The sequence below is a fragment of the Desulfolithobacter sp. genome, from assembly GCF_054025815.1.
The window spans coordinates 1-22087 of the sequence record NZ_JBPMMS010000036.1 but is presented as its reverse complement, the minus strand read 5'-3'; the positions used below and the strand labels follow the sequence as shown (position 1 = coordinate 22087).

Annotated in this window: 18 protein-coding genes and 1 rRNA gene; 8 read left to right on the top strand and 11 right to left on the bottom strand. The window is 54.2% G+C overall.

Annotated elements, in window-relative coordinates:
* Positions 1-12: 12 nt before the first annotated feature.
* Positions 13-2178: a DNA helicase RecQ gene (recQ, locus tag ACXJJY_RS10705; RefSeq protein WP_456387619.1), complete on the bottom strand. Its 2166-nt coding sequence runs from the start codon at positions 2176-2178 to the stop codon at positions 13-15.
* A gap of 203 nt (positions 2179-2381) precedes the next feature.
* Positions 2382-2618, bottom strand: coding sequence for a FeoA family protein (locus ACXJJY_RS10700; protein ID WP_456387709.1), 237 nt, complete (start codon positions 2616-2618; stop codon positions 2382-2384).
* A gap of 537 nt (positions 2619-3155) precedes the next feature.
* Here ACXJJY_RS10700 and leuA point away from each other — a divergent pair.
* Together leuA and ACXJJY_RS10690 are read left to right on the top strand one after the other, a co-directional pair.
* On the top strand, positions 3156-4856 hold the full coding sequence (gene leuA, locus ACXJJY_RS10695) for a 2-isopropylmalate synthase (RefSeq protein ID WP_456387617.1): 1701 nt from the start codon (positions 3156-3158) through the stop codon (positions 4854-4856).
* Positions 4853-5335 (top strand): CreA family protein, encoded by a 483-nt coding sequence (locus ACXJJY_RS10690; protein WP_456387615.1) that lies wholly within the window; start codon positions 4853-4855, stop codon positions 5333-5335. The genes leuA and ACXJJY_RS10690 overlap by 4 nt, the downstream gene beginning before the upstream one ends.
* Before the next feature lie 22 nt (positions 5336-5357).
* Here the strand turns inward: ACXJJY_RS10690 and ACXJJY_RS10685 are convergent, their stop codons facing one another.
* Entirely contained in the window at positions 5358-5531 is a 174-nt protein-coding gene (locus ACXJJY_RS10685; RefSeq protein WP_456387613.1) for a hypothetical protein, read from the bottom strand.
* Between the two features lie 316 nt (positions 5532-5847).
* Between ACXJJY_RS10685 and ACXJJY_RS10680 the strand changes: the two genes are divergently transcribed.
* Both ACXJJY_RS10680 and ACXJJY_RS10675 read left to right on the top strand, forming a co-directional pair.
* Complete coding sequence (locus ACXJJY_RS10680; protein WP_456387611.1) at positions 5848-6042, top strand: hypothetical protein; 195 nt, start codon at positions 5848-5850, stop codon at positions 6040-6042.
* Positions 6043-6183: 141 nt separating this feature from the next.
* On the top strand, positions 6184-7755 hold the full coding sequence (locus tag ACXJJY_RS10675; RefSeq protein ID WP_456387609.1) for a sensor histidine kinase: 1572 nt from the start codon (positions 6184-6186) through the stop codon (positions 7753-7755).
* 104 nt (positions 7756-7859) lie between these two features.
* Here ACXJJY_RS10675 and ACXJJY_RS10670 read toward each other — a convergent pair whose 3' ends face one another.
* The 4 genes from ACXJJY_RS10670 to hcp all read right to left on the bottom strand — a co-directional run bounded on the left by ACXJJY_RS10670 (position 7860) and on the right by hcp (position 11800).
* Positions 7860-8600 (bottom strand): ATP-binding protein, encoded by a 741-nt coding sequence (locus ACXJJY_RS10670; RefSeq protein ID WP_456387607.1) that lies wholly within the window; start codon positions 8598-8600, stop codon positions 7860-7862.
* A gap of 65 nt (positions 8601-8665) precedes the next feature.
* On the bottom strand, positions 8666-9400 hold the full coding sequence (locus ACXJJY_RS10665) for an HD domain-containing protein (RefSeq protein WP_456387605.1): 735 nt from the start codon (positions 9398-9400) through the stop codon (positions 8666-8668).
* Positions 9400-10089, bottom strand: coding sequence for a nitrite/sulfite reductase domain-containing protein (locus tag ACXJJY_RS10660; protein WP_456387603.1), 690 nt, complete (start codon positions 10087-10089; stop codon positions 9400-9402). The genes ACXJJY_RS10665 and ACXJJY_RS10660 overlap by 1 nt, the downstream gene beginning before the upstream one ends.
* A gap of 79 nt (positions 10090-10168) precedes the next feature.
* A complete protein-coding gene (hcp, locus tag ACXJJY_RS10655; RefSeq protein ID WP_456387601.1) occupies positions 10169-11800 on the bottom strand; it encodes a hydroxylamine reductase in 1632 nt (543 codons plus the stop codon).
* A gap of 134 nt (positions 11801-11934) precedes the next feature.
* Between hcp and ACXJJY_RS10650 the strand changes: the two genes are divergently transcribed.
* Positions 11935-12606, top strand: a complete 672-nt coding sequence (locus ACXJJY_RS10650; protein ID WP_456387599.1) for a Crp/Fnr family transcriptional regulator — start codon at positions 11935-11937, stop codon at positions 12604-12606.
* Between the two features lie 18 nt (positions 12607-12624).
* Here ACXJJY_RS10650 and ACXJJY_RS10645 read toward each other — a convergent pair whose 3' ends face one another.
* From ACXJJY_RS10645 to nhaR, 3 genes are all read right to left on the bottom strand, one after another.
* Positions 12625-12960 (bottom strand): PilZ domain-containing protein, encoded by a 336-nt coding sequence (locus ACXJJY_RS10645; RefSeq protein ID WP_456387597.1) that lies wholly within the window; start codon positions 12958-12960, stop codon positions 12625-12627.
* Entirely contained in the window at positions 12960-13751 is a 792-nt protein-coding gene (locus tag ACXJJY_RS10640) for a L,D-transpeptidase family protein (protein WP_456387596.1), read from the bottom strand. The genes ACXJJY_RS10645 and ACXJJY_RS10640 overlap by 1 nt, the downstream gene beginning before the upstream one ends.
* Before the next feature lie 272 nt (positions 13752-14023).
* A complete protein-coding gene (gene nhaR / locus ACXJJY_RS10635) occupies positions 14024-14923 on the bottom strand; it encodes a transcriptional activator NhaR (protein WP_456387594.1) in 900 nt (299 codons plus the stop codon).
* 348 nt (positions 14924-15271) lie between these two features.
* On the opposite strand from nhaR, the gene ccsB reads away from it, so the two are divergent.
* The 3 genes from ccsB (at position 15272) to ACXJJY_RS10620 (ending at position 21913) form a co-directional block, all read left to right on the top strand.
* Positions 15272-16105, top strand: coding sequence for a c-type cytochrome biogenesis protein CcsB (ccsB, locus tag ACXJJY_RS10630; RefSeq protein WP_456387592.1), 834 nt, complete (start codon positions 15272-15274; stop codon positions 16103-16105).
* A 610-nt stretch (positions 16106-16715) separates the two neighbouring features.
* On the top strand, positions 16716-18752 hold the full coding sequence (locus ACXJJY_RS10625; protein WP_456387590.1) for a monovalent cation:proton antiporter family protein: 2037 nt from the start codon (positions 16716-16718) through the stop codon (positions 18750-18752).
* 230 nt (positions 18753-18982) lie between these two features.
* Positions 18983-21913, top strand: coding sequence for a hybrid sensor histidine kinase/response regulator (locus ACXJJY_RS10620; protein ID WP_456387588.1), 2931 nt, complete (start codon positions 18983-18985; stop codon positions 21911-21913).
* 93 nt (positions 21914-22006) lie between these two features.
* Here ACXJJY_RS10620 and rrf read toward each other — a convergent pair.
* Positions 22007-22087 (bottom strand): 5S ribosomal RNA (gene rrf, locus ACXJJY_RS10615); the annotation flags it as partial.

The following is a 22087-nucleotide window of genomic DNA, read 5'->3' as shown; positions in this document are numbered from 1 at the left end:
CGCAGGTGGTGGTTACCGAGCTTGTTTGAGGTAGCCCCGCATGATCATGGCTTCGTCAAAGCTGACAAAACCCTCCAGGGATTCGATCACCGGTTTGAGGTAGGTCAGGCCATGGGCTTCGAATGCTGCCTTGAGCCGGGCCTGTTTTTCCGCGCTGAGCAGCCGGTCCAGGTTTACCTCTTCACCCTGTTCGAGCCAGGTTTCCAGGTGCCGGGCAATGGTCGATGTCTTGAGACCACGCCTTGCGGCGATCTCTTCCAGGGTCATTCCTTCGGCGGCCAGGCGGCCGCTTTCCTCGACAGTGGTACCGGTTAGCGGTTTTGTTTCTGGCGGCAGGGTATGGGCCGGGCTGGTGGCTGCTTTGTCCACATCTGGATGTTTTTCAAGCCAGGAGCGGATGGCAGAGAGAAAACGTTGACCGTAACGTTCAAGCTTGATTCGTCCGACCCCGTGAATGGCGAGCATTTCCTCCTCCGTGGCAGGCAGGAAGGTGGCCATTTCCCGCAGGCTCCGATCGGAAAAGATCACATATGGCGGGACATCCTCTGCTTCTGCCTGGAGGCGGCGCAATTCACGGACAATGGCGAACAGCTCTGGATTGGGACTCTGTTCCTTGCTCGTTTTTTCCTGGTTCTGCCTGGGGTGGATGAGCTGGGTGTAGGAAAAGGGTTTCCGGCCAAAGAGCACCTCTTCCCCTTCAGGGGTGATCTGCAGCAGTGGGTAGCGGTCGCCGGTGGCCCGGATCAGTTTGTGCTGCAGCATGACGTCGGTGAGCCGGCGCCAAAAGGCTTTGGGCCGGTGGCGGCCCACCCCGTAGGTCTTGAGTCGGTGGTGGCCGAGCTCCCTGATCTTTTTGGTTTGCGCTCCGGTGACAATGTCGATGATATGGGCAACTCCGAATCGCTGGTCCGTACGATATATTGCTGACATCAGCATCTGTGCCTCGGTGGTGGCCTCCAGCTCTTCCACCCCCCGGGTACAGACGTCGCAGCCACCACAGTTGTCCTGCGTGTACTCTTCTCCGAAATAGCTCAGGATCAGGTGGCGGCGGCAGACACTTCCTTCACAATAGGAGACCATCTGTTCCAGTTTCTCCCAGCCCACCTGCCGTTCTTCCTCGTTGGGGATTTGGTTGAGGAAATAACCCAGCCGTCCCATGTCGCTGCGCTGGAAAAACAGTACACAGTAGGCTCTCTCACCGTCACGGCCGGCCCGGCCGGTTTCCTGGTAATAGCTCTCCATGTTCCTGGGCAGGTCCCCGTGGATGACAAACCGGACATTGGACTTGTCGATCCCCATGCCAAAGGCAACCGTAGCGACGATGACCTGCACCTCGTCCCGGTTGAAGGCATCCTGATTCCGCTGGCGGACTCCACTGTCCAGGCCGGCATGGTAGGGCAGGGCACGGATATCATGTTCCTGCAGGTAGGTTGCTGTCCTTTCCACGTCGGTTCGGCTTAGCCGATAGACAATACCAGGTTCCCCGTCCTGCTGCTGGACGACCTGGCGGATCTGGTGCAGGATATTTTCTTTGGGAAAAATTGCGTAGTGGAGATTTGGCCGGTTGAACGAGGCACGGACCACCAGGGGATCATGCAGGTTGAGTCGCCTGATTATGTCGGATTGAACCCGGTGGGTGGCGGTAGCGGTGAACGCTGCCAGAGGCACCGTTGGTAACAAATTGCGCAACTCGCTGAGCTGCAGATAATCGGGGCGGAAATCGTGGCCCCATTCAGAGATGCAGTGCGCTTCGTCCACGGCAATGAAACTGAGTTTCACCTGTTGCAGCAGGCTGGAAAAATCGGCCAGCGCTACTCGTTCGGGAGCCAGGTAAAGCAGGTCGAGCCGGCCACCGGTGAAGTCTTCCAGGACGCCCATTCGTTCCCTGGTGCTGAGGGAAGAGTTGAGATATGCGGCAGGGATGCCAAGGTGACGGGCATGGTCAACCTGGTCCTTCATCAACGAGATAAGCGGAGAAATGACCACACAGGTGCCGTTCAGCAGTGATGCCGGCAGTTGGTAGCACAGAGATTTTCCGCCTCCGGTGGGCATAACCGTAAATACGTCGCGGCCTTTAACCAGAGCCGTAACCACCTCTTCCTGGTTTTCTCTGAATGAGTCAAAACCAAAGGTGTCACGCAATGTTTTGTAAATATGGTCAGAGGAGATGCCGGGCATGGAAAGGGGTTGTGTTTGTCCTGCAATTACCTGGGGCTGTGGGTTTGGGGATAACCAGGAAGTTTTTCCCGGCCCAGTCCTGCTGCAATATGGTTCAACCATACCGGATGGATCTGTTGAGAGGTTCCCGTGCCATGCGGGTTTCCCAAGGCAGGCTGCTGTCTATGTTTTCCGAAGCAGGATGGGCTGGACAGGGCCCAGGTTCAATTTTTTATTTCCACTTCGATAAAATCGGCCTCGTTGTTACGAAGGGTAAGGGTGCCGTCCATCACCCGGAGCGCCACCGGGTCGTTGAGTGGAGCACGTTGCTTGATGGTGATTTCTGTGCCGGGCACCAAACCCATTTCCCGGATACGACGGCCCAACTCTCCGCCGACTTTTACCGCGGTAATGACACCGCTTTGATTGATGGTCATGTTGCGCAGGTTGATTCGAGCCATAGCAGTCTGATCCTGTGTTTTCAAAAATGTTACAGGGGACTCAATCCCGCGGTCGTCAGGCTGTCCTCCTGCCTCCTGCCGTTTTGGCCGTTTGGGAGTATGGACAACTGCAGCAGGATTGAGATAAAAATTGATGTACGAGACAGAAAACAGGCTACGGGGAAGTACCGGAAAAACTGGATCGTGCTCAGCCTGTTGTAGATGATCATATAAAAAGCAGGACGGGGTAAAGTCAATCTTTTTCAGTCTGTCTGCCATCTGTCACCGCAAGTTGGGCGATTGGGCAGATTGAGCTTGACAAACCTGCCAGCAGCTTTAGTATGTATGGTCAAAGCGATTGAATAACAGCGCAAAGTAAAAGTATATGAAACAAGCAATCCTTCTCCTAATCCTGCCTCTACCGGGACTGCACAGACGAACTGTGGCAGAAGGAGAAGCTTTGTCCTGAGGTATCAGGAAGTAAACGGTTCCGCAGCCACGGTTCACTTGAGTGAATCGTGGCTTTTTTTTTGATTTTTCCATGAAGAGGGAAAGACAATGTTTACTGATAAGTTGAAAAAATATCGCCCCTACCCCACCGTCCATCTGCCCGATCGGACGTGGCCGGATAAAATGATTACTCAAGCGCCGGTTTGGTGCAGTGTGGATCTGCGGGACGGCAACCAGGCGCTCGTTCAGCCCATGAACCTGGAAGAAAAGCTGGAGATGTTTCAGCTCCTGGTGGATGTCGGCTTCAAGGAGATTGAGGTCGGTTTTCCGGCTGCTTCACGGATTGAGCATGATTTTACCAGGTTGCTTATTGAGAGGGATATCGTTCCGGAGGATGTGCTCATCCAGACGTTGACCCAGTCACGGGAACCATTGATCCGTAAAACCTTCGAGGCTTTGAAAGGAGCCAGGCAGGCAGTGGTCCATTTGTACAACTCCACCTCGACGTTGCAGCGCCAGGTGGTCTTTGGGATGCAAAAGAAAGAGATCATAGACCTGGCGGTCCGGGGAGCGGAGATCATCCGGGAGGAGGCCTCCAGAACCGATACCGACATCCGCTATGAATATTCCCCCGAGAGTTTTACCGGTACGGAGCTTGAGTTCGCCCTGGAGATCTGCGAGGCGGTCATGGATGTGTGGGAGCCGACTCCGCAGCGGCCGGTGATCCTCAATCTGCCGGCCACGGTTGAGATGTCCACTCCCAATGTTTATGCCGATCAGATCGAGTGGTTTATCCGCCACCTGAAAAACCGCGACTGTGCACTCATCAGTCTCCATGCCCATAATGACCGGGGTACCGCAGTGGCAGCCACCGAATTGGCCCTGATGGCCGGTGGCGACCGGGTTGAGGGTACGCTTTTTGGTAACGGCGAGCGTACCGGCAACGTGGACATTCTGACCATGGCACTCAACATGTTCACCCAGGGAGTGGATCCCAAGCTTGATTTTTCAGATATCAACCGGGTGATAGATGTTTATCAGCGTTGTACCAAACTGCCGGTCCATCCCCGGCATCCCTATGCCGGGGAGCTGGTCTATACCGCTTTCTCGGGATCCCATCAGGATGCCATCAACAAAGGTATGGCAGCGTTCGAGAAGGACAGCTCAGGTATCTGGGCGGTCCCGTACCTGCCCATCGATCCGCAGGATGTGGGCCGGACCTACGAGTCGATCATTCGCATCAACAGCCAATCGGGCAAGGGCGGGGTGGCGTATGTCATGGACAAGGAATTCGGCTTCAAGCTGCCCAAGGACATGCACCCGGAGTTCGGGGCTATAATTCAGGAGATCAGCGACGAGGCCGGCGGAGAGCTGCCGGCTGAGGTCATCTTCCACACTTTTGACCGCGAATACCTGCAGGCCGACTCGTGCTACAAGCTCAGGAGTTTCAATGTTCTCAAACGGCATATCGATCATGACGAGGCTCGCTCGAGTGCCGAGGTGGAGGCGGTGATAGAGGTCCATGGGGAGGAAAAGACATTGCGGGCCGCGGGTAATGGCCCACTGGACGCCTTCTGCCAGGCGCTCAGGAAAGGGCTTGGTCTTAAGTTCACTCTCCAGGCCTATCATGAACATGCCCTGACCCGGGGTTCGTCGGCCAAGGCGGTCAGCTACATTATGGTGACCGATGGAGAGGGTGGAGCGTTCTGGGGTGCCGGGGTGGACACGGATATCATCGTGGCCTCGATCAAGGCGCTTCTCAGTGCCCTGAACCGGGCCTGCAGAAAACACCAGGAGGAAAAGGCATGAAAAAAAAATGGTTGGGGCCAGTGATGGCGGCCGTCGTGGTGTTACTGGCAACCTGGCCGGCGGCTGCGGAAAAGATCGGCGAGGTCTCCACCACATTCAAGCTGGTGGGCGCCAACGACAAGATTGTCATCGAAGCCTTTGATGATCCCGATATACCCGGCGCAACCTGTTATGTCAGCCGGGCCAAGACCGGCGGTATCCGGGGCAGCCTCGGGGTGGCTGAAGACAGATCTGATGCTTCTCTGGCCTGCAGGCAGACCGGCCCTATCATCCTGCCGCCGGAGGTGGCCAGTGGCAGGTCCGATGGGAAACGGGTGTTCAAAAAATCAACCTCGCTGCTGTTTAAAAAGCTACAGGTAGTTCGTTTTTATGATAAAAAACGTAATACCCTGGTCTACCTGACCTATAGTGACAAGCTGATTGACGGCTCGCCGAAAAACTCCATTTCAACGATCGTCGTTTTGCCGTGGCAGAAATAGGTTGATATCGTTGGCTGCGGGATCAGTCTTCCTTGGAGACCACTCCTTCCATGGCGACGCATTCCCGGCAGAAATTCTGGCTGGTCGAGGGGCTCTGGCATTTAGTGCAGTACATTCGTGCGCATCCCTTGCATTTTTTCAGGCCGGTGGTCGTGGTCTTGCCGCAGATTTCACAAATTTCTTTCTTCTGGGTCATGGATCACCTCTTTTGTTTTGATCTGATTCATTGTAGCATAGAGTTTCAGAGAAAATCTACTCAAATGAGGAAGCTGTATCGTGGCAGGAGAGAGGTGGAAATTGGATTATAGGGGCGATTGTTGAAGAGGATACAGAGACGTAAGGTTACGTCTTCGCTCCATGCATCATGGTGATATATTGCAATTTATTGTCGACCCAGACATGTCCGTGCGTATGGACCGTGTTATTGACTTGAACGGCGGACGGATAGTGAAAAAAAAGTTGGTATCCGGTGGCGTGAACTATACGGTGGTGAAATCCTGATGGCGCACTGGATGTTATGGTTTCGAAAAGTGCTCCACTGGATCAGTGTCTGTGTGGACTGGCTCCTTGTTACCGTGGGCCTGTTGCTGGTGTTCAAGGCCCTGTTTGCCATCGATGTAACCGGAGCCAGGTATGTGGTGACAGGGGCAGGCATCGTCATCTGCATCACCGGTATCTGGTTCATCCGGCAAAGATCTGCCAAATAAAGAGGAAAGAGGGGGGCTGCAGGGAGGTGTTGTTGCCAGCCCTTGAGTACTCAGGACAGATTCTGGAGCCAGGCAGGCCGTGGAATCAGGAAATACTTTTGGTCCACGGGGTCAGGATCAACCACCAGCTGCGGTGTTTGCATGCCCTTTTCTTTTCTGAAAAACTGTCGACAGCGATTTGAGCAGCTCTTTTCCTTCAGCGACAGGCTTTTTTTTGTCCTGAGGCTGGCCACCATCGTTGGCAGTTCCGCCTGGCTTCTTTTTGCCCCGGTTTCAGTTGCCGACTCGCAGGGCTACTTCATTGCACTCTTCATCTTCATCATCTACAGCGGTGTCCTCTACGGGCTTATTTTTTGCCGGGCCGATCGCATCCGGCAGATTTATGTTCTCTCCCTTGTTTTTGATCTGATCTTTGTCTACTGCTTGGTCCGGCTTGAGAACCGGGTCGATAACAGTTTCTTTCTCGGTTATTATCTCCTGGTCGTGCTGCATACCCTCTACTTCGGCCGGGTTTTCGGTCTGTTTGTCACTACTCTTGCCGCTGGGCTCTATCTCCTTAATGTCCTGCCCTTTCTTGGTCAAATTCACTGGACCGCTATCGGGGTGCGGATCATTTTTCTCTATCTCATCGGCCTGCCGGCAGGCCTGATTCATGAAAAATTGAAAACAGACAAGGAAAAAATAGAACAGCTTAACGCCCAGCTTTCCGAGACCCTGGAAAACCTGGAACGGATGCAGGCCAAATTGATAGAGAGCGAAAAACTCTCGGCCCTGGGGCGCCTGACCGCCGGTGTCGCCCATGAGATCCGAAATCCTCTCACCGCCCTGGGAGGTTTTTCCAAACGCCTGCTGGCCAGGCTGCCGGAAGGATCGCAGGAGTACCGGTACGCCCGAACCATTATTGCCGAGGTCAATCGGCTCGAGGCCATCCTCCGAGATATCATGATTGTCATCAGCAAGGGCGGTGAACTGAACCGCGCTGATATCAATCAGGTGGTGAGGCATGGGGTCTCCTTTTACCTGGGCTTGTACAGAGGTGAACAAAAACTGGAGGTGAGAGAGCTGTACCGTGACGATCTGCCCCGGGTCTATCTGGAACCCAACCAGGTAGAACAGGCTATCGGCAACCTGATTTCCAATGCTCTGGACTCCATGCCCGAAGGCGGCACTCTGACCATTCGCACTGATATGAAAAAGTCCAGTGAAATCGAATGGGTGGTGGTTTCTATTACCGACACCGGGACCGGAATAAGCAGGGAGCAGACCGCTCTTATCTTTGAGCCTTTTTATTCCACCAAGCGGATCGGAACCGGTACCGGGCTTGGCCTGACCATTGTCCGGCAAATAATGGAGGATCACCGTGGCTTTATAGAGGTACACAGTGCCGAGGGTGGCGGAACTGCAGTGACGCTTTGTTTTCCTTATCAGCCGGAGGAAGAGGACGCCAGGACCCCATGCTGGAAGTGTCTTGGCTGCGGGGTGGAAAAGGACCCCTCGTTTCGCTGTCCGGCCTATCCTTATTTTGGCCGGATATGCTGGGCTGTTGCCGGGACTTTGTGTGCCGGCAAGGTCATGGGAACCTACGCTGAAAAGATACGTGACTGCCGCAAGTGTCCTTTTTTCATGCGGCGCCATAATATTCCCGGCCAGGAAGGGGATATCCCCTCCTGTCTGTCTGCTCCGGAAGGAGAGGGAGGTGGCGGCGTGTCGTAGTTCGGGACCGGAATACCGGTCCCGGTCAGTATGGAATAAAAAAGAGGTCGCAGCCATGGCGGCGGCAACCTCTTGGGTTTCCGGCTGGTTACTGGCGAGAGGGTTTACCAGCTCCGGTCGTCAAGGATCTGGCCCTGGGTGGAGATGACCACCTGGCGGACCGGCACCGAGGCACCTGCATCGTCGTAGGCCTTGCGTACGATCTGCAGCATGGAGGAGCAGCAGGGCACTTCCATGATCAGGATGGTGACTGTATTCAGCTTCCGGGTCCGGAACAGTTCGGTGAAGCGATCCACGTACATCTGCTGGTCATCGAACTTGGGGCAGCCCATCATCACCACTCGTCCCTTGACGAAATCGTCCTGCAGCGCTCCGTAAGACACAGCACAGCAGTCGGCGGCGATCAGCAGATCGCAGTTTTCAAGGAAGGGCGCTGTGGGTGGAATGAGCCGGATCTGGACCGGCCAGTGGGAAAGGGCCGAACCGATCTGGGACTGGGGAACGTTGGCGGCCTGGCATGGGGTGATGGGCTGCATGGTCCTGAGCTGGCTTGAGGGGCAGCCGCCAGTGGCTGCTGCGGGTTGCTCTTTTTGCTTTTTCAGCTCCTCCAGGTATTTTTCCACTGCCTCCTCGTCAAACTCTTCGGCTTCGCGCTCGACGATCCTGAGGGCACCGGTTGGGCATGAGCCCAGGCAGGCCCCGAGTCCGTCGCAGAGGTTCTCGCCCACCAGTCGCGCCTTGCCGTCGATGATCTGCAGTGATCCTTCGGCACAGTCGGGAACACAGTCGCCGCAACCTGTGCAGAGTTCTTCGTCTATTTCAATAATTTTCCGCATTACTTTCATGATCTCACCTTGTTGTTGTAAACAGTCTGTGCGTATGATCCCGGGCAGGATGACCGCGTGTTTTTTTATTTGATATATTTCTTGAGGGCCTTTTCGGCCACAGCCGGTCCGGAGCCGGTCAGGAAGTTTTTCAGGACTTTTGTCAACTGTTCCCTGGTCATCGGTTGGCTGGTATATTTTTCGGCCAGGTTGACGATCAGGTCCGCGTCGTAAAGTACCTTAAAGTTGATGCTCTCTTCGGAACGCGGACTGTGGTGATGACCAATGATATCGCAGACCTCGTCAATGAGCTCGGGATCGGCCTTGAGTTCGCTCAACAGTTCCCGGGCAACCGGTGGTCCCTCCTGGTGCTGATATTTCGGGGCCGAGGAGTTGAATTTACGTTCCGCCTCCCTGATTCCGATGTCATGGAGCAGGGCTGAGGCCATGATTACGGCCATATCCCCGCCTTCATTACGGCCGATTTCCTCGGCATACATGGCCACATCTTCGGCGTGTTTGATACGCCGGGAATCGGTGCCGAAATAGCGACGCATGGCAAGGGCCAGCCGGTCCTTGAACAGGTCTCCCCTGGCAGCGACCAGGTCCGGGGGCAGAGACCCCAGGCACTGCTCGGCGTGAGGGCAGTAGGAGGCGCAGCCAAAATCGATCTTGGGGTTGAGCAGCCGATGGCCGCATCCGCGGCATTTCTGCTGGCTGTCATCCTTGAAAAATTCCACCGTATGTCCGCATTTAGGGCACGATACTTCAAACACATCCTCACCGCTCCAGTAGCGGCTGTCCTGTCCTGGGCATTGCATTATCTTGTTTCCGGATAGTTGATTTCTGGTTCGTATCGGTCCAGGCCGAGCACATTTTTCCTGAGCTCTTCAAGGCCAATCCGTTCCATGAACCGGGCTGTACGTACTCGAGGTCCGGCATGCTTGATGTAAAAGTTAAGAAGGCTTGTCACCAGCTCAAGGACCTGGTCCTCATCAAGGTGCTTGGCAACCAGATCACCAATCCGGGGTCGACCACCACTGTTACCCCCAAAGCTCAGCCGCCACCCCTTCTGTTCCCTGATCAGTCCAATATCACGCATCCATGACTCACAACAGCACATCCGGCATCCCGAAATCCCGACCTTGACCTTGGCCGGCAGGGGAGCGTCCAGTTCCAGGTTCTGAATTTTTTCTTTCAGGGCCAGGGAGTCTCCAACGCCGTATCGGCATCCCCGGATGCCCCGGCAGGCCAAAACCGTGTGAATCAGGTTCTTCGGTCTCCCTGCCGGTTCCGGAATATTGAGTTTCTCGCGGAGGGCCTGGTACTGTTGCGGATCCAGATCCGGAAAAAGAATCCGTTGACCGCCGGTGATCCTGAGTGCAGGAACCTGGTATCTCCGCATAAGCCCGGTGAGCGTCTCCATGTTCTGGAGGGTAAGCATGGCCGGGTTGCATCCGGGGAGCTCGAGGTGTGTCCTGGTCGTGTCAGGGCGGCTGTTGTCAGTCATGAATGGGTCTGTGAGAGAAGGTGCGGCCGGGCAGGAGGATGCCCGGCCGCTGTAAGGAGGAGGTTGTTTCGCGTTTCTCCTATCCGAGAATGGCCTTCAGGTCTTCCTCGGGAGCGTCGGCAACCGGTTTCAGGTCAAAAGTATCCACCAGCACCTGCAGTACTGCCGGGGTGATAAAGGCCGGCAGGGAGGGTCCGAGGCGGATATCCTTGATCCCCAGGAAGAGCAGGGTCAGGAGGATGGCAACTGCTTTCTGCTCGTACCAGGAGATAATCAGCGACAGGGGCAGGTCATTGACATCGCATTCAAATGCATTGGCAAGAGCCACTGCGATCTGGATAGCCGAGTAGGCGTCGTTGCACTGGCCCACGTCGAGCAGCCGGGGAATGCCGCCTATGTCTCCCAGGTCCTTGTCAAAGAAACGGAATTTTCCGCAGGCCAGTGTCAGAACAATGCAGTCGTCGGGAACCTGCTCGACAAATTTTGTGAAGTAGTCGCGACCCGGCTTGGCACCGTCACAGCCACCCACGAGGAAGAAGTGGCGGATGTCCTTGTTCTTGACCGCTTCGATCACCTTGTCGGCAACACCGAGTACCGCATTGCGCGCAAAACCGACCATGACCGAGCCATTGTCCACGTCGTCGGTCCAGCCGTCCATGGCCAGAGCCTTTTCGATGACCGGAGTAAAGTCCTTGTCTTCGATATGGGTACAACCGGGCCAGCCGACCAGGCCGGTGGTGAACACGCGGTCTTTGTACTCATCACGGGGCTTCTGGATGCAGTTCGTGGTAAAGAGTACCGGTCCCGGAAAGTTGGGGAATTCTTTGTGCTGGTTCTGCCAGGCGGTCCCGTAATGACCATAGAAGTGTTCATATTTTTTCAACTCCGGGTAACCGTGACATGGGAGCATTTCACCGTGGGTGTAAATGTCTATCCCTTTACCTTCGGTTTGTTTAAGGAGCAGCTCCAGGTCGTGAAGGTCATGTCCGGAGATCAGGATGCACTTGCCCTTGCGGTGACCAAGAGGAACCGAGGTGGGGATGGGGTGACCATAGGTGCCGGTGTTGGCGGCATCGAGCAGTTCCATGGTCTTGAGGTTGATCTCGCCAGCCTTCATGGCCACGCCCACGCATTGGTCGACGGTGAGACCTTCGGCCAGGAGAGCGGCCAGAGCTTCGTACATGAAACCGGCAACAGCGGGGTCGGTTTTACCGAGGATCGAGGCATGGTCGGCATAGGCGGCGATACCCTTGAGGCCATAGAGCAGGGTCTGTTTCAGGGAACGGATGTTTTCATCGCTGTCCAGACTCGGGATCAGATTGAGCTCTTTGCCCTGTTCCACCATTCCATCCAGGTCCGCGGCCGGAGAGAATGTGGCTGCCGGATGATCGAAGTCGGTTTTGCCGCCGGCGGCCGCTACTTTTTCCTTCATGGCTTCCCGCAACTCGATGGTCTTGTCGAGCAGCTTGACAAAGCGTTCGGGATCAAAATCCACATTAGTCAAGGTGGAGAACACGGCTTCCATGACGAACCGGTCGGTGTTCTCGTCGACAATACCTTTCTGGCGGCCTTCGTTGGCGAAAAGGGCCAGGCCGGTAAGGGCGTGAATAAGCAGGTCCTGCAGATCGGCGACGGTCTCGTCCTTGCCGCAGACACCGATGGTGGTGCAGGCGACTCCCTTGGCGGTCTGTTCACACTGGTTGCAATACATTGTGTATCTCCTTTGTCTGATTTGTGTCGTATTTGACGTTATGTCTGGTTTATGTTTGTATGGTTCCATTATGCATCATCTTGCACAAGGTTCCATTGATCTATGTCAAAAAATTGTTTTTTTTAGAAAAAATTATGACTTCAGGTAAAGTTAAGGACATCATCGGCCAAAGTTTTCTCTTCGACGGTCTGCCCGGGGAGCAGCTTGACCAGCTGGCCGCCATTGCCACAACAAAGGAGTATAAGCGGGGCGAGCCTGTATTTTTTGAAGGAGACGAGGCCAATGGTTTCTACATGGTCCTTGAGGGCAAAGTGAAAATTTTTAAGATGTCCCTGGTCGGCAAAGAACAGATCCTGCACATCTTCGGGCCTGGAGAACCCTTTGGCGAAGTAGCCGTGTTTCATGGTAATCCATTTCCTGCCAACGCCGTTGCCCTGAGCCGGGCCAGGATACTTTTTTTTCCCCGGAAGGGTTTTGTCGACCTGGTCACCGGCAATACATCTCTGGCGCTTAATCTTCTGGCCATGCTTTCTCTGCGGCTGCGGCGGTTCGCCAGCCAGATCGAGAGCCTTTCCCTCAAGGAGGTGCCGGGACGTCTGGCGGCTCACCTGGTCTACCTGTCCGAAGAGCAGGGAGATGGCGACAAGGTTGTTCTGGATATTCCCAAGGGACAGTTGGCCAGCCTGTTGGGCACCATTCCGGAAACTCTGTCGCGTATTTTTGCCAAAATGACCGACGAAGGTCTCATCCAGGTGGATGGAAGGACCATTTATATTCTCGATCTGCCACGGTTGCGCGAAATGTAAGGGGGTTCAGGTAATGCTCTACCCGGGAATCAGGTTCTGTTTAAGGCGGATGAAATTCTGCAGGTGAACAAAAGTATCGGGATTCATTTCTTCGAACTTGATCCCCATGCCATCGGCATCGTGGCGGCATATCACCCCGGTGAACGTGCAGAGTAACCTGCTGACCGGGCCGGTGATGTCGATATCCATCAAACATCTGGTGCCCACCGGCGGCTTTTTCTCCGATAATACATACAGGCCTTTTAGGCTGATATTTCTGGTGTCGACGATGGCCTCGATCTCATCGCCGTCCAGACGGATTCTGAGCCGGCTCTCAAAATGGACCCGGGCGGCCTGGCGCCGTTCCTCTCCCATTATAAGGCCTCTTTGTTTTTTTCACCGGCATCCAGGGCCAGGCGGATGTCCGGCAGAATCTGGTATCTTCCCCTGGCAACGGTTATGGCCGGAACCTGCCTGGTCTCTTCAAAGGCATCATACCCTTCCTTGAGATTGTTCCAGAAGTCGAGCCAGGGTGAACTGCGAAACTTGAACATGTTCCGGGCGGTCATGGCAAAGGGAAACACGTGGACACTGAAAGACTCCTGCCCACCGGCCAGGGCGGTGTGGGCAAGCAGGTAGATCTCTTCCATCCGGTAATTGGTCATGGCAAAGCATCCTCTGGAGGAGCATCCGCCATGGACCATGATATTGCTGCCGGTTCTGTCCAGAGAGGAATCATAACTGTTGGGATAACCGATGTTGAACGAGAGGTGGTACTGAGAGTTGGGGTTCATCTGTTCCGGGGTGACGGTATAAAATCCCTCGGGACTCTGCCAGTCTCCTTCGTGCAGTTTCGGTCCGGGAAAACCGGAATAGGAGCAGACAGGATAGGTTTTGAAAAGGCGAAAGGTACCGTTTTGCTGTAACCAGACCTCCAGGGTGCCGGGGATCTTGAAGATGCGAATGAAAATGGGCTGACCCAGTTGCATGCCCTTCTGGTTCAGTTCGGCAGTCAGTCTGGTTCTGGCCTTGTTCATCAGTTTTCTGGCCCGTTCATTGACCGGTGGGGCGGCCAGAGCCCACCTGAGGGAAAAGAGAATTGTGACAGCAATAATAAGCGTGACGGATGGCAGAAAAACAGACCGGGAAGAGTGTGTTTTGCCCATGACTGATCGAGTATAAGAAGGTTTGAATTCAGATGGGATGAATTGATACAAGACTATTGTATTCATGCAGCAGGAACTTGTCCAGCGATAATCAGGCGCATGGTATTCCAGGCCGGGATGGAGCAGGGGGCCCCTTTTGATGTAATCTTTGGTTTCCTTGCTGGTGAAAGCCTTTTCAACCGTTGCGGCGGGATTGGGGGAGGGAGTGTATCTGCTGTAACAGGCAGGGCAGAAAATCGTTTCTGTTTAGGCATCTGGCTGAATCTGTCTGCTCAGGTAAAGATAGAGCTGCTGGCGGCTTTTTGAATGGCGGCCACTGCAGGATGCTTGATGATCCGCTCCACGGAAATGGCATAGAACTGCTCTCTGACCGCGTCGCTGCGACCCACTACCGTTACATCGTGAAGCTGCACCACCTCTTTCTCGATTACGGAAGGAGCCGCGAAAATTCCGTCTCCGGTCTGGCCGAAGACCTTGAGCAGAGCCTGGTCATCAAATTCACCCACGATTTTCGGATGGATGCCCCGGGCATCGAACCACTGGTCCAGGGAACCGCGGAGAGCGGACATGGGGCAGGGCAGGAGCATGGGCATTCCGTTTAAGGATTGGGGGAAGTTCCGGCGTACCTTGGCGGCCAGTGGTTCAACGGCAAAGAAGCTGACCCCGCATTCTCCGAGCAAATGGCTGTAAGCTTTGACGCTGAGCCCTGATTTGATCGGGGTATCGGTCAGGACGATGTCCAGACCATGGACGGAAAGTTCGGCCAGGAGTTGCTCCTCCTTGCCTTCGTGGCAAATGAGACGGATCTGTTCCGGAAGCTCGAGGGCTGGTGTCAGAAGTTTGCGGACCACCAGCTTGGGAAGGGCATCGATAACACCGACCACCAGTCGCAGGGGGCCCGAGACGACGTGTCCCCGCACTGTATCCATCATTTCCCTGCCAAGGACAAAGATTTCTTCCGCGTAACGGTAGACAACCCTGCCCATCTCTGTCAGTTCCAGGTTGCGGCCGACACGGCGGAAGAGCTTGCCGCCCAGGGCCTCCTCAAGCTTGCTCACCTGAACACTGATGGTCGAGGGAGCCAGGCCGAGTCGTTCACTGGCTCTGCTGACACTTTCTTCCCTGGCCACGGACCAGAAGTAGTAGAGGTGATGGTAGTTAAGCCATTCCATAGAGCACCTTTTGTTTTTTAAAAACAAAGATATCGTCTTTTTTTGTTTGTTGCAAGTATAATTGTGTGGTATTCTGTAAAGTAGGATGTCATGGGAGGTCCTGTATTGTAATAAGATTATTACCTGATAAAGCAGGTAAATCTGGGGAAAATTGTTTGAAGTTCGGTGTGGGTGTGGTCAAAGATTCGGGTATGTCTTTTAGGTAAAGGAAAATAATAGTATATTTCTATTGCGCGTTGCCTAAGTTTTAATCCGTCGCGGGAGGCCAGCTCACCTGCGACGTTGTCACCGGTAGTAATCAGCCTGTCGTCATCTTCAGGCGGGAAATACCTGAGAGGTTATTGTGTTATGGACAGTTCACTGTTGCTTGGCATCACGACATTTGCCTACCTTGTCTCTGCCGTTATCTATATTGCCCTCTTTGTTTTTCGGGTACCGCGACTCGGTCTTGTGGCCACTGCGGCCACTGCTGTCGCCCTGGCCGTCAATACAGGCGGAATTATACTGCGGTGGGTCGAATCCCACCAGATGGGAATAGGGTATGCGCCGCTCTCCAACATGTATGAGTCGCTGGTCTTTTTTTCCTGGTCCATTGCCGTGTTTTACCTGGGACTGGAATACCTGTATAAAAACCGATATCTCGGTGCTTTTGCCATGCCTTTTGCCGCTCTGGCCATGATCCTGGCGGAGCTTAAAAATCCAGCCATTCGGCCATTGGTTCCGGCCCTGCAGAGTAACTGGCTGATCGCCCATGTGGTCACCTGTTTCATTGGGTATGCCGCCTTTGCGGTTGCCTGCGGATTTGGGGTGGTATACCTGTTGAAATACAGGAAGAAAAACAGCGGCGTCTCCAGTCCTCTCCTGGATCAGCTTCCGGATCTTGCCGTTCTTGATGACATCATGCACAAGACGCTGCTGTTCGGTTTTCTCTGGCTCAGCGCCGGCATTATAACCGGGGCCGTGTGGGCTAATTCGGCCTGGGGAACCTACTGGAGCTGGGATCCCAAGGAGACGTGGTCACTTATTACCTGGTTCATCTATGCTGCAGCCCTGCATGCCCGCTTTACCAGGGGTTGGGGTGGCAGGAAAATCTCCTGGTTTTCCATCATCGGTTTCGTCTCGGTAATGTTCACCTATTACGGGGTCAACTATCTGCTTTCCGGTCTGCACAGCTACGGTTAACAAGTTGGAAAATCGTTATGTTTTGTGATTACCGCCAAAATTCAAAAAATAGCTGGACCGGAAGGTGACAGCAGGGTTTTTACGGAGACGGTCAAATAAGTGGCCTCCCACTGGTACTCTCTGGCAAATAGTTTATCCAGGGCAGGGTTATGGTAGCCTTTGCCTGCCATAGCTGAGTTTCGGTGGTAATATCATCTCTTTTTGGCGTTGCCGAGAACGCCGATTTAACCACTGTCGATCCTCGTTTTCCTGTGCCCATCCCGCCGCAGTGGTATGTTTTCCTCGCTTTCCGGCTGACGACCATGCTGGATGGTGTCGCAAAAGTCCGATCTACTGCGTTGAGGCGGGTACGGCCAATGCTCAAGCACTTCATGTATGTCTCCGCTTTGCCGACACCTCTACGCCTCGGAGTCTCACTCCGTTGGCTTACCTGTGTATCGTATTTTCCAAGGTCTCGCTTCGCTCGCTATCTGTGGTTAGATTTTTAAAGTGTGATGGACTTTTTATGAAACCATCATGTAGAATAACCTGAAATACCCTTTACAAGTCCCGCTTTTTGCGGACGCCAGGCGTCCTCTCCGCATCCCATCTGTCCTGACGACAGGAAAACATGGTTCAGGTTATGGAACTTCCTCTGCTCACTGATATTGTCATCATATTCGGGCTCTCGGTCTTTGTTCTGCTGCTCTTTCATTTCCTTCGGCTACCACCGGTGGTCGGCCTTCTGCTGACCGGGACCCTGGCCGGTCCCCACGGTTTTGGTCTGGTCGGTGCCGTCCATGAGGTTGAGGCACTGGCCGAGATCGGGGTTATTCTCCTTCTTTTTACCATCGGAATCGAGTTTTCATTCAAGAAACTCATTGAAATCAAGAAACAGGCTTTGATCGGAGGCTCATTCCAGGTCGGCCTGACCATTCTTGCGGTCTATCTCGTCGTCAGGATGGTCGGCCTGTCCCCGGCCGAGGCTATCTTCTACGGCTTCCTGATTTCGCTCTCCAGTACCGCCATTGTGCTGCGGATGATCCAGGAAAGGGCTGAGGTGGACACTCCCCACGGCCGCACCGACCTGGGAATCCTTCTGTTTCAGGATGTCGTTATTGTACCGATGATTCTGGTAACGCCCCTGCTGGCTGGCAGCCAGCCCGAAGCGGGCAGCGACTCTCTGTTACTGTTTCTCGTCAAGAGTGTCGCCATTTTAGGTCTGATTCTGGTGGCTGCCCGGTATCTCATGCCCTGGCTCCTGCATCAGGTCGCCCGGACCCGCAGTAAGGAGCTTTTTCTTCTCAGTGTAGTGACCATATGCTTCACCATTGCCTGGCTTACCTCCTATGCCGGCCTTTCTCTCGCCCTTGGCGCCTTTATTGCCGGATTGATCATTTCTGAGTCAGAATACAGCCATCAGGCTTTGGGAAACATTCTCCCGTTTCGCAACGTATTCACCAGTTTTTTCTTTATCTCTATCGGTATGCTTCTGGATACCGGTTACCTGCTCAGCCATCCCGTAACCATCCTTCTTGTCTCGGCCGGAGTCCTGCTTCTCAAAACCGTCATCGCTACCGGCGGGGCCATTCTGCTTGGTCTTCCTTTGAGGTCCTCAGTTTTGGCCGGCCTGGCCATATCCCAGGTGGGAGAGTTTTCCTTTATCCTCTCCAAGACCGGCCTGGAGCACGGACTTCTTTCCAGTCACTACCAGCTTTTTCTTTCAGTGGCAGTGTTGACCATGGCCGCCACGCCTTTCATCATTGTTTTGGCACCCCGTCTTGCTGATCAGATTCTCCGGCTGCCGGTGCCGGTACGCCTGAAGACCGGTCTCTGGCCGATGCCCGAGCAGAAACCACTCCCCAAATTGAGCCAGCATATGGTCATTATCGGTTTTGGCCTCAATGGTCGCAACCTGGCCCGGGCGGCGAAGATGATCAATATTCCCTATGTCATCATAGAGATGTCTCCGGATACAGTGAAAAAGGAAAGAAAGAAGGGAGAGCCGATTTTCTACGGCGATGCCATTCATGAGGAGGTGCTCCGTCATGCTGGGGTCGAGGATGCCACCGTGGTGGTGGTCGCCATCAATGATCCTGCTGCCACCCGGGCCATCACCGAAAATGTCCGCAGGGTGACGCGCAAGGCCCATCTCATTGTCAGGACCAGGTATCTCTCGGAAATGCAGCCTCTTTACGAGCTGGGAGCCAACGAGGTTATCCCTGAGGAGTTTGAAACATCGGTGGAGATATTTTCCCGGGTGTTGGCCAAATATCTCATTCCCAGAGACGAGATCGATACCATGGTCACCCAGCTTCGCTCTGATGGCTATGAGATGTTTCGGAGTCTGGCGGAGCAGTCCTCTCTGTTTTCCGGTTCAGACCTGCATCTTCCCGACGTGGAAGTCTCTTCCATGCGCATCGAGGAGGGATCTTCCATGGTGGGGAAATCCCTCGCTGATCTGGATCTGCGTAAAAAGTTCGGCGTGACCGTCCTTGCGGTTCGCCGGGGATCCCAGACTTTTCCCAATCCAGAGGTGGACATGCCTTTGTATGCCGATGATGTCCTTTATCTGATGGGCTCTTCCGAGGATCTGGCCAGGGTCAGCAGTCTTTTCGGACGCAATTATAAAGAGAACGGACATACCAAGACCCCTGTTACCGACTGAGGACCACATCCCAAAAAGTTCTTTTTCGCGGACAGGTTCCTGCGGTCTCCTGAAACCGGTACACCAGATCTGCATTCGTGTGGTTCACCCGAGAGTTGGGGCTGACATTGTGGCATGTGAAGAACGCATAAATGTCGGTCGCATGATGCGAACAGTTATGATATAAAGGATGGTCTGAAAAAATAGATCAACCTGATTTTCTTCTGGCTGGGTGCTCATCGCTGTCGTCCATGGACAATCATATTATTGATATTCTGGAAAATTTTGATGTCGTCCTGGATTCGACGGATTCTAAGGAGCTTTTGCTCGATCTGGCGGTCAGGGAACTTTCCGCTATTTTTTCTCTCAGCAGCGTTCATGTTCTCTTCCCCTGTGATCCACAGGTTCCCTACCTGGTTACCAGGACCTTCATATCCGATTCTCAGGATTCTACCTCTTCCGGGAACGATGACACACTTGTGGTTTCTGAGCCGGTGGCAGCGCTCTTGCGTCAACTGCTGAGTTCTTCCCGAGGCGTGATGTATCTGGAGCCAGGCAGCCAGGCAGGCCCCTACCTGGAGGAGGTATTAGGCTCCAGCACCTTCATGGCTGCCGTTCTGCCGACCAGATATGATCGTCCCCGGGTGCTCTTGCTTGAAAAGAGTCGTCAGAACAATTCGTGGTCCAGCCGGGAAACCCGTTTGCTGCTCTATCTTTCCCGGCGTCTCACCCAGCAATATGACACACGCCTCCTGTTGGAGACCGTGCGCATTGATATAGCCAAGCGCCAGAAGGTGGACGCCAAGCTCGAATTGAGCGAGGAGCGCTTCAGGTCCATTTTTCGTAACTCCAGTATCTCCCTGTGGCTCAGTGATTTCTCCCGTCTGACAAGCCTGTTTTCTGAGTTACGGAAACAGGGTGTCACAGAGCTTGATGACTATTTCCGCCGTAATCCTGATTTTATCGACCAGGCTTTGGCTGCGATCAGGGTCCTCGATGTCAATCAGGCCACTCTGGACCTGTTCGAGGTTGCCAGCATGGAGGAATTTGTCCGTCGCATCCGGAGGATAATAACCAAGTCCACCAGGGAAGCCCTGGGAGCCGCCTTTTCGGCCCTGTTTGCCGGCAGACGACATTTTTCAATCGAGGCCCAGTGTTCCACCCTTTCCGGCCGCAATATCAGTACCATTCTCAATATAGATACCCTGTCCGGGCCTGATTCACACATGGCACTGGTCTCTATAACCGATATTTCCCTGCAAAAGGAGATCGAAAGGCGTTACTTGGAGTCTACACAGCAGTACCGCTCCCTGATGGAGACCGCTCAGGACGCAATCGTGATTGCCGATGCCGAGACCGGGCTGGTCACCGAGGTCAACAGAAAGGCGTCCAAGCTGCTTGGCAGAGAGGTCCGCGACCTTGTTGGCATGCATCTCCATGAGTTCCATCCGCCGGAAGACAATCACCTCTATCATGATCTCTACAGGAGCGGTCGGGGGTTCACCGAAGTTCTCGGCAAACATGAGCTTTTTCTTCAGAGTGCAGATGGAGACCATATTCCGGTGGAAATCAGTGCCAGCACCACAGTCGTGGGCTCGCGGAGAATGATTCAGGTGGTGTACCACGATATCCGCAGACGATTGCTGATGGAGGAGCGCAGACGCCTGTTGGCCACTGCTGTGGAGCAGGCCGCCGAGTCCGTGATTATCACCGATGTGGAAGGCCATATAGAGTATGTCAATCCCGCTTTTGAGCAACAGACCGGCTATACCCTGGAGGAGCTGGCGGGCGAGAACCCCCGCATCCTCAATGCCGGTAAGCAGGAAAAATACTATTACAAGATGATGTGGGACGAGATAAGTTCAGGTTCCACCTGGCAGGGACGATTTATCAACCGGCGTAAAGACGGGACCCTGCTTGAAGAGGAGGCTACAATCACCCCGGTCAAGGACGGCAATGGCCGGATTCATCATTTTGTGGCCGTAAAAAGAGATATTACAGAGCAGGTGGCCCTGGAACACCAGGTGCGGCAGGCACAAAAGATGCAGGCTATTGGCACTCTGGCCGGAGGGATAGCCCATGATTTCAACAATATCCTGACTGCTATCATGGGATTTGCCGAGCTGTCGCTGATGCGGGCGGTGGAAGATCCACTTCTTCGGGCCAATATGGAGGAGATCGTTAAAGGCGCTGATCGTGCAGGGAAATTGATTGAGCAGATACTGACTTTTTCCCGGCAGACTGAAAAAACCGTGTCATCCCTGCAGCTTTCCCTCATTGTTAAAGAGGTGCTTAAGTTGCTCAGGGCCAGCCTGCCCGCCAACATCGAGATCATAACCGATATTGCCTCGTCAGCATATGTCCGGGTCGATCCCACCCAGATGCATCAGGTTATCATGAACCTCTGTACCAATGCCTACCAGGCCATCGACAGGGAACGGGGTACGATCCGGGTAGGCCTGCACAATGTGACCCTCGGACCGCGGGAAGGGGTTAATATCGGAAATTTGAGTCAGGGCGACTATGTTTGTCTTCAGGTGGAGGATAATGGCAACGGCATAGCGCCGGAATTCATGAGCCGGATTTTTGAGCCATATTTTACCACCAAGAAAAAGGATGAAGGAACCGGACTGGGATTGTCTGTGGTCCATGGCATTGTCAACGATCATGGCGGGGCAGTGACCGTGACCTCGACGCCGGGCAAGGGGAGCTGCTTTTCGGTTTATCTGCCGCAGGTGGAGAAAACCGATGTTGATACTCCCAGCCGGATCAATGGGGTACCTGAGGGGGAAGGGCGCGTGCTGCTGGTGGATGATGAACGGCAGGTTGTTGATTACGAGGTACAGGTACTGGAAAAGGCGGGTTACGTTGTAACCAGCTTTACCTCCAGTGTGGAGGCCCTTGAAAAGGTCAGGAAAGACATTCATGCCTTTGATCTCCTGGTGACCGACATGGCCATGCCCGAGATGACAGGCTTGCAGTTGATTAAAGAGGTGCGGGCGCTGCGTCCGGAGATGCCGGTCCTGCTCTGTACAGGATATTCCGAACACGTGACCGCCAAATCATCCAGGGAAATGGGAATTGACGGTTACCTTGCCAAACCCTTCACCGCTGAACAGTTTGGCCAGGAGGTCAAACGGGTCATCGAGGAGGTAGGGGGGAGGGCACTTAAGTCCCTGTGAGCTCCTGTGCCGGTGTTGCCGACAGCCAAGCCAGGTTCTCTAAATGCGAAAAACCCCTGCCAGAGTAATCTGACAGGGGTTTTTTAATAAAAAGATCGGCGGCGACCTACTCTCCCACGCAGTCTCCCACGCAGTACCATCGGCGCTGAGGAGCTTAACTTCCGTGTTCGGAAT

Coding starts and splice junctions, on each gene's coding strand:
- recQ (WP_456387619.1), bottom strand. CDS start 2,178: ATGCCCGGCATCTCCTCTGACCATATTTACAAAACATTGCGTGACACC.
- ACXJJY_RS10700 (WP_456387709.1), bottom strand. CDS start 2,618: ATGGCTCGAATCAACCTGCGCAACATGACCATCAATCAAAGCGGTGTC.
- leuA (WP_456387617.1), top strand. CDS start 3,156: ATGTTTACTGATAAGTTGAAAAAATATCGCCCCTACCCCACCGTCCAT.
- ACXJJY_RS10690 (WP_456387615.1), top strand. CDS start 4,853: ATGAAAAAAAAATGGTTGGGGCCAGTGATGGCGGCCGTCGTGGTGTTA.
- ACXJJY_RS10685 (WP_456387613.1), bottom strand. CDS start 5,531: ATGACCCAGAAGAAAGAAATTTGTGAAATCTGCGGCAAGACCACGACC.
- ACXJJY_RS10680 (WP_456387611.1), top strand. CDS start 5,848: ATGTTATGGTTTCGAAAAGTGCTCCACTGGATCAGTGTCTGTGTGGAC.
- ACXJJY_RS10675 (WP_456387609.1), top strand. CDS start 6,184: ATGCCCTTTTCTTTTCTGAAAAACTGTCGACAGCGATTTGAGCAGCTC.
- ACXJJY_RS10670 (WP_456387607.1), bottom strand. CDS start 8,600: ATGAAAGTAATGCGGAAAATTATTGAAATAGACGAAGAACTCTGCACA.
- ACXJJY_RS10665 (WP_456387605.1), bottom strand. CDS start 9,400: ATGCAATGCCCAGGACAGGACAGCCGCTACTGGAGCGGTGAGGATGTG.
- ACXJJY_RS10660 (WP_456387603.1), bottom strand. CDS start 10,089: ATGACTGACAACAGCCGCCCTGACACGACCAGGACACACCTCGAGCTC.
- hcp (WP_456387601.1), bottom strand. CDS start 11,800: ATGTATTGCAACCAGTGTGAACAGACCGCCAAGGGAGTCGCCTGCACC.
- ACXJJY_RS10650 (WP_456387599.1), top strand. CDS start 11,935: ATGACTTCAGGTAAAGTTAAGGACATCATCGGCCAAAGTTTTCTCTTC.
- ACXJJY_RS10645 (WP_456387597.1), bottom strand. CDS start 12,960: ATGGGAGAGGAACGGCGCCAGGCCGCCCGGGTCCATTTTGAGAGCCGG.
- ACXJJY_RS10640 (WP_456387596.1), bottom strand. CDS start 13,751: ATGGGCAAAACACACTCTTCCCGGTCTGTTTTTCTGCCATCCGTCACG.
- nhaR (WP_456387594.1), bottom strand. CDS start 14,923: ATGGAATGGCTTAACTACCATCACCTCTACTACTTCTGGTCCGTGGCC.
- ccsB (WP_456387592.1), top strand. CDS start 15,272: ATGGACAGTTCACTGTTGCTTGGCATCACGACATTTGCCTACCTTGTC.
- ACXJJY_RS10625 (WP_456387590.1), top strand. CDS start 16,716: ATGGTTCAGGTTATGGAACTTCCTCTGCTCACTGATATTGTCATCATA.
- ACXJJY_RS10620 (WP_456387588.1), top strand. CDS start 18,983: ATGGACAATCATATTATTGATATTCTGGAAAATTTTGATGTCGTCCTG.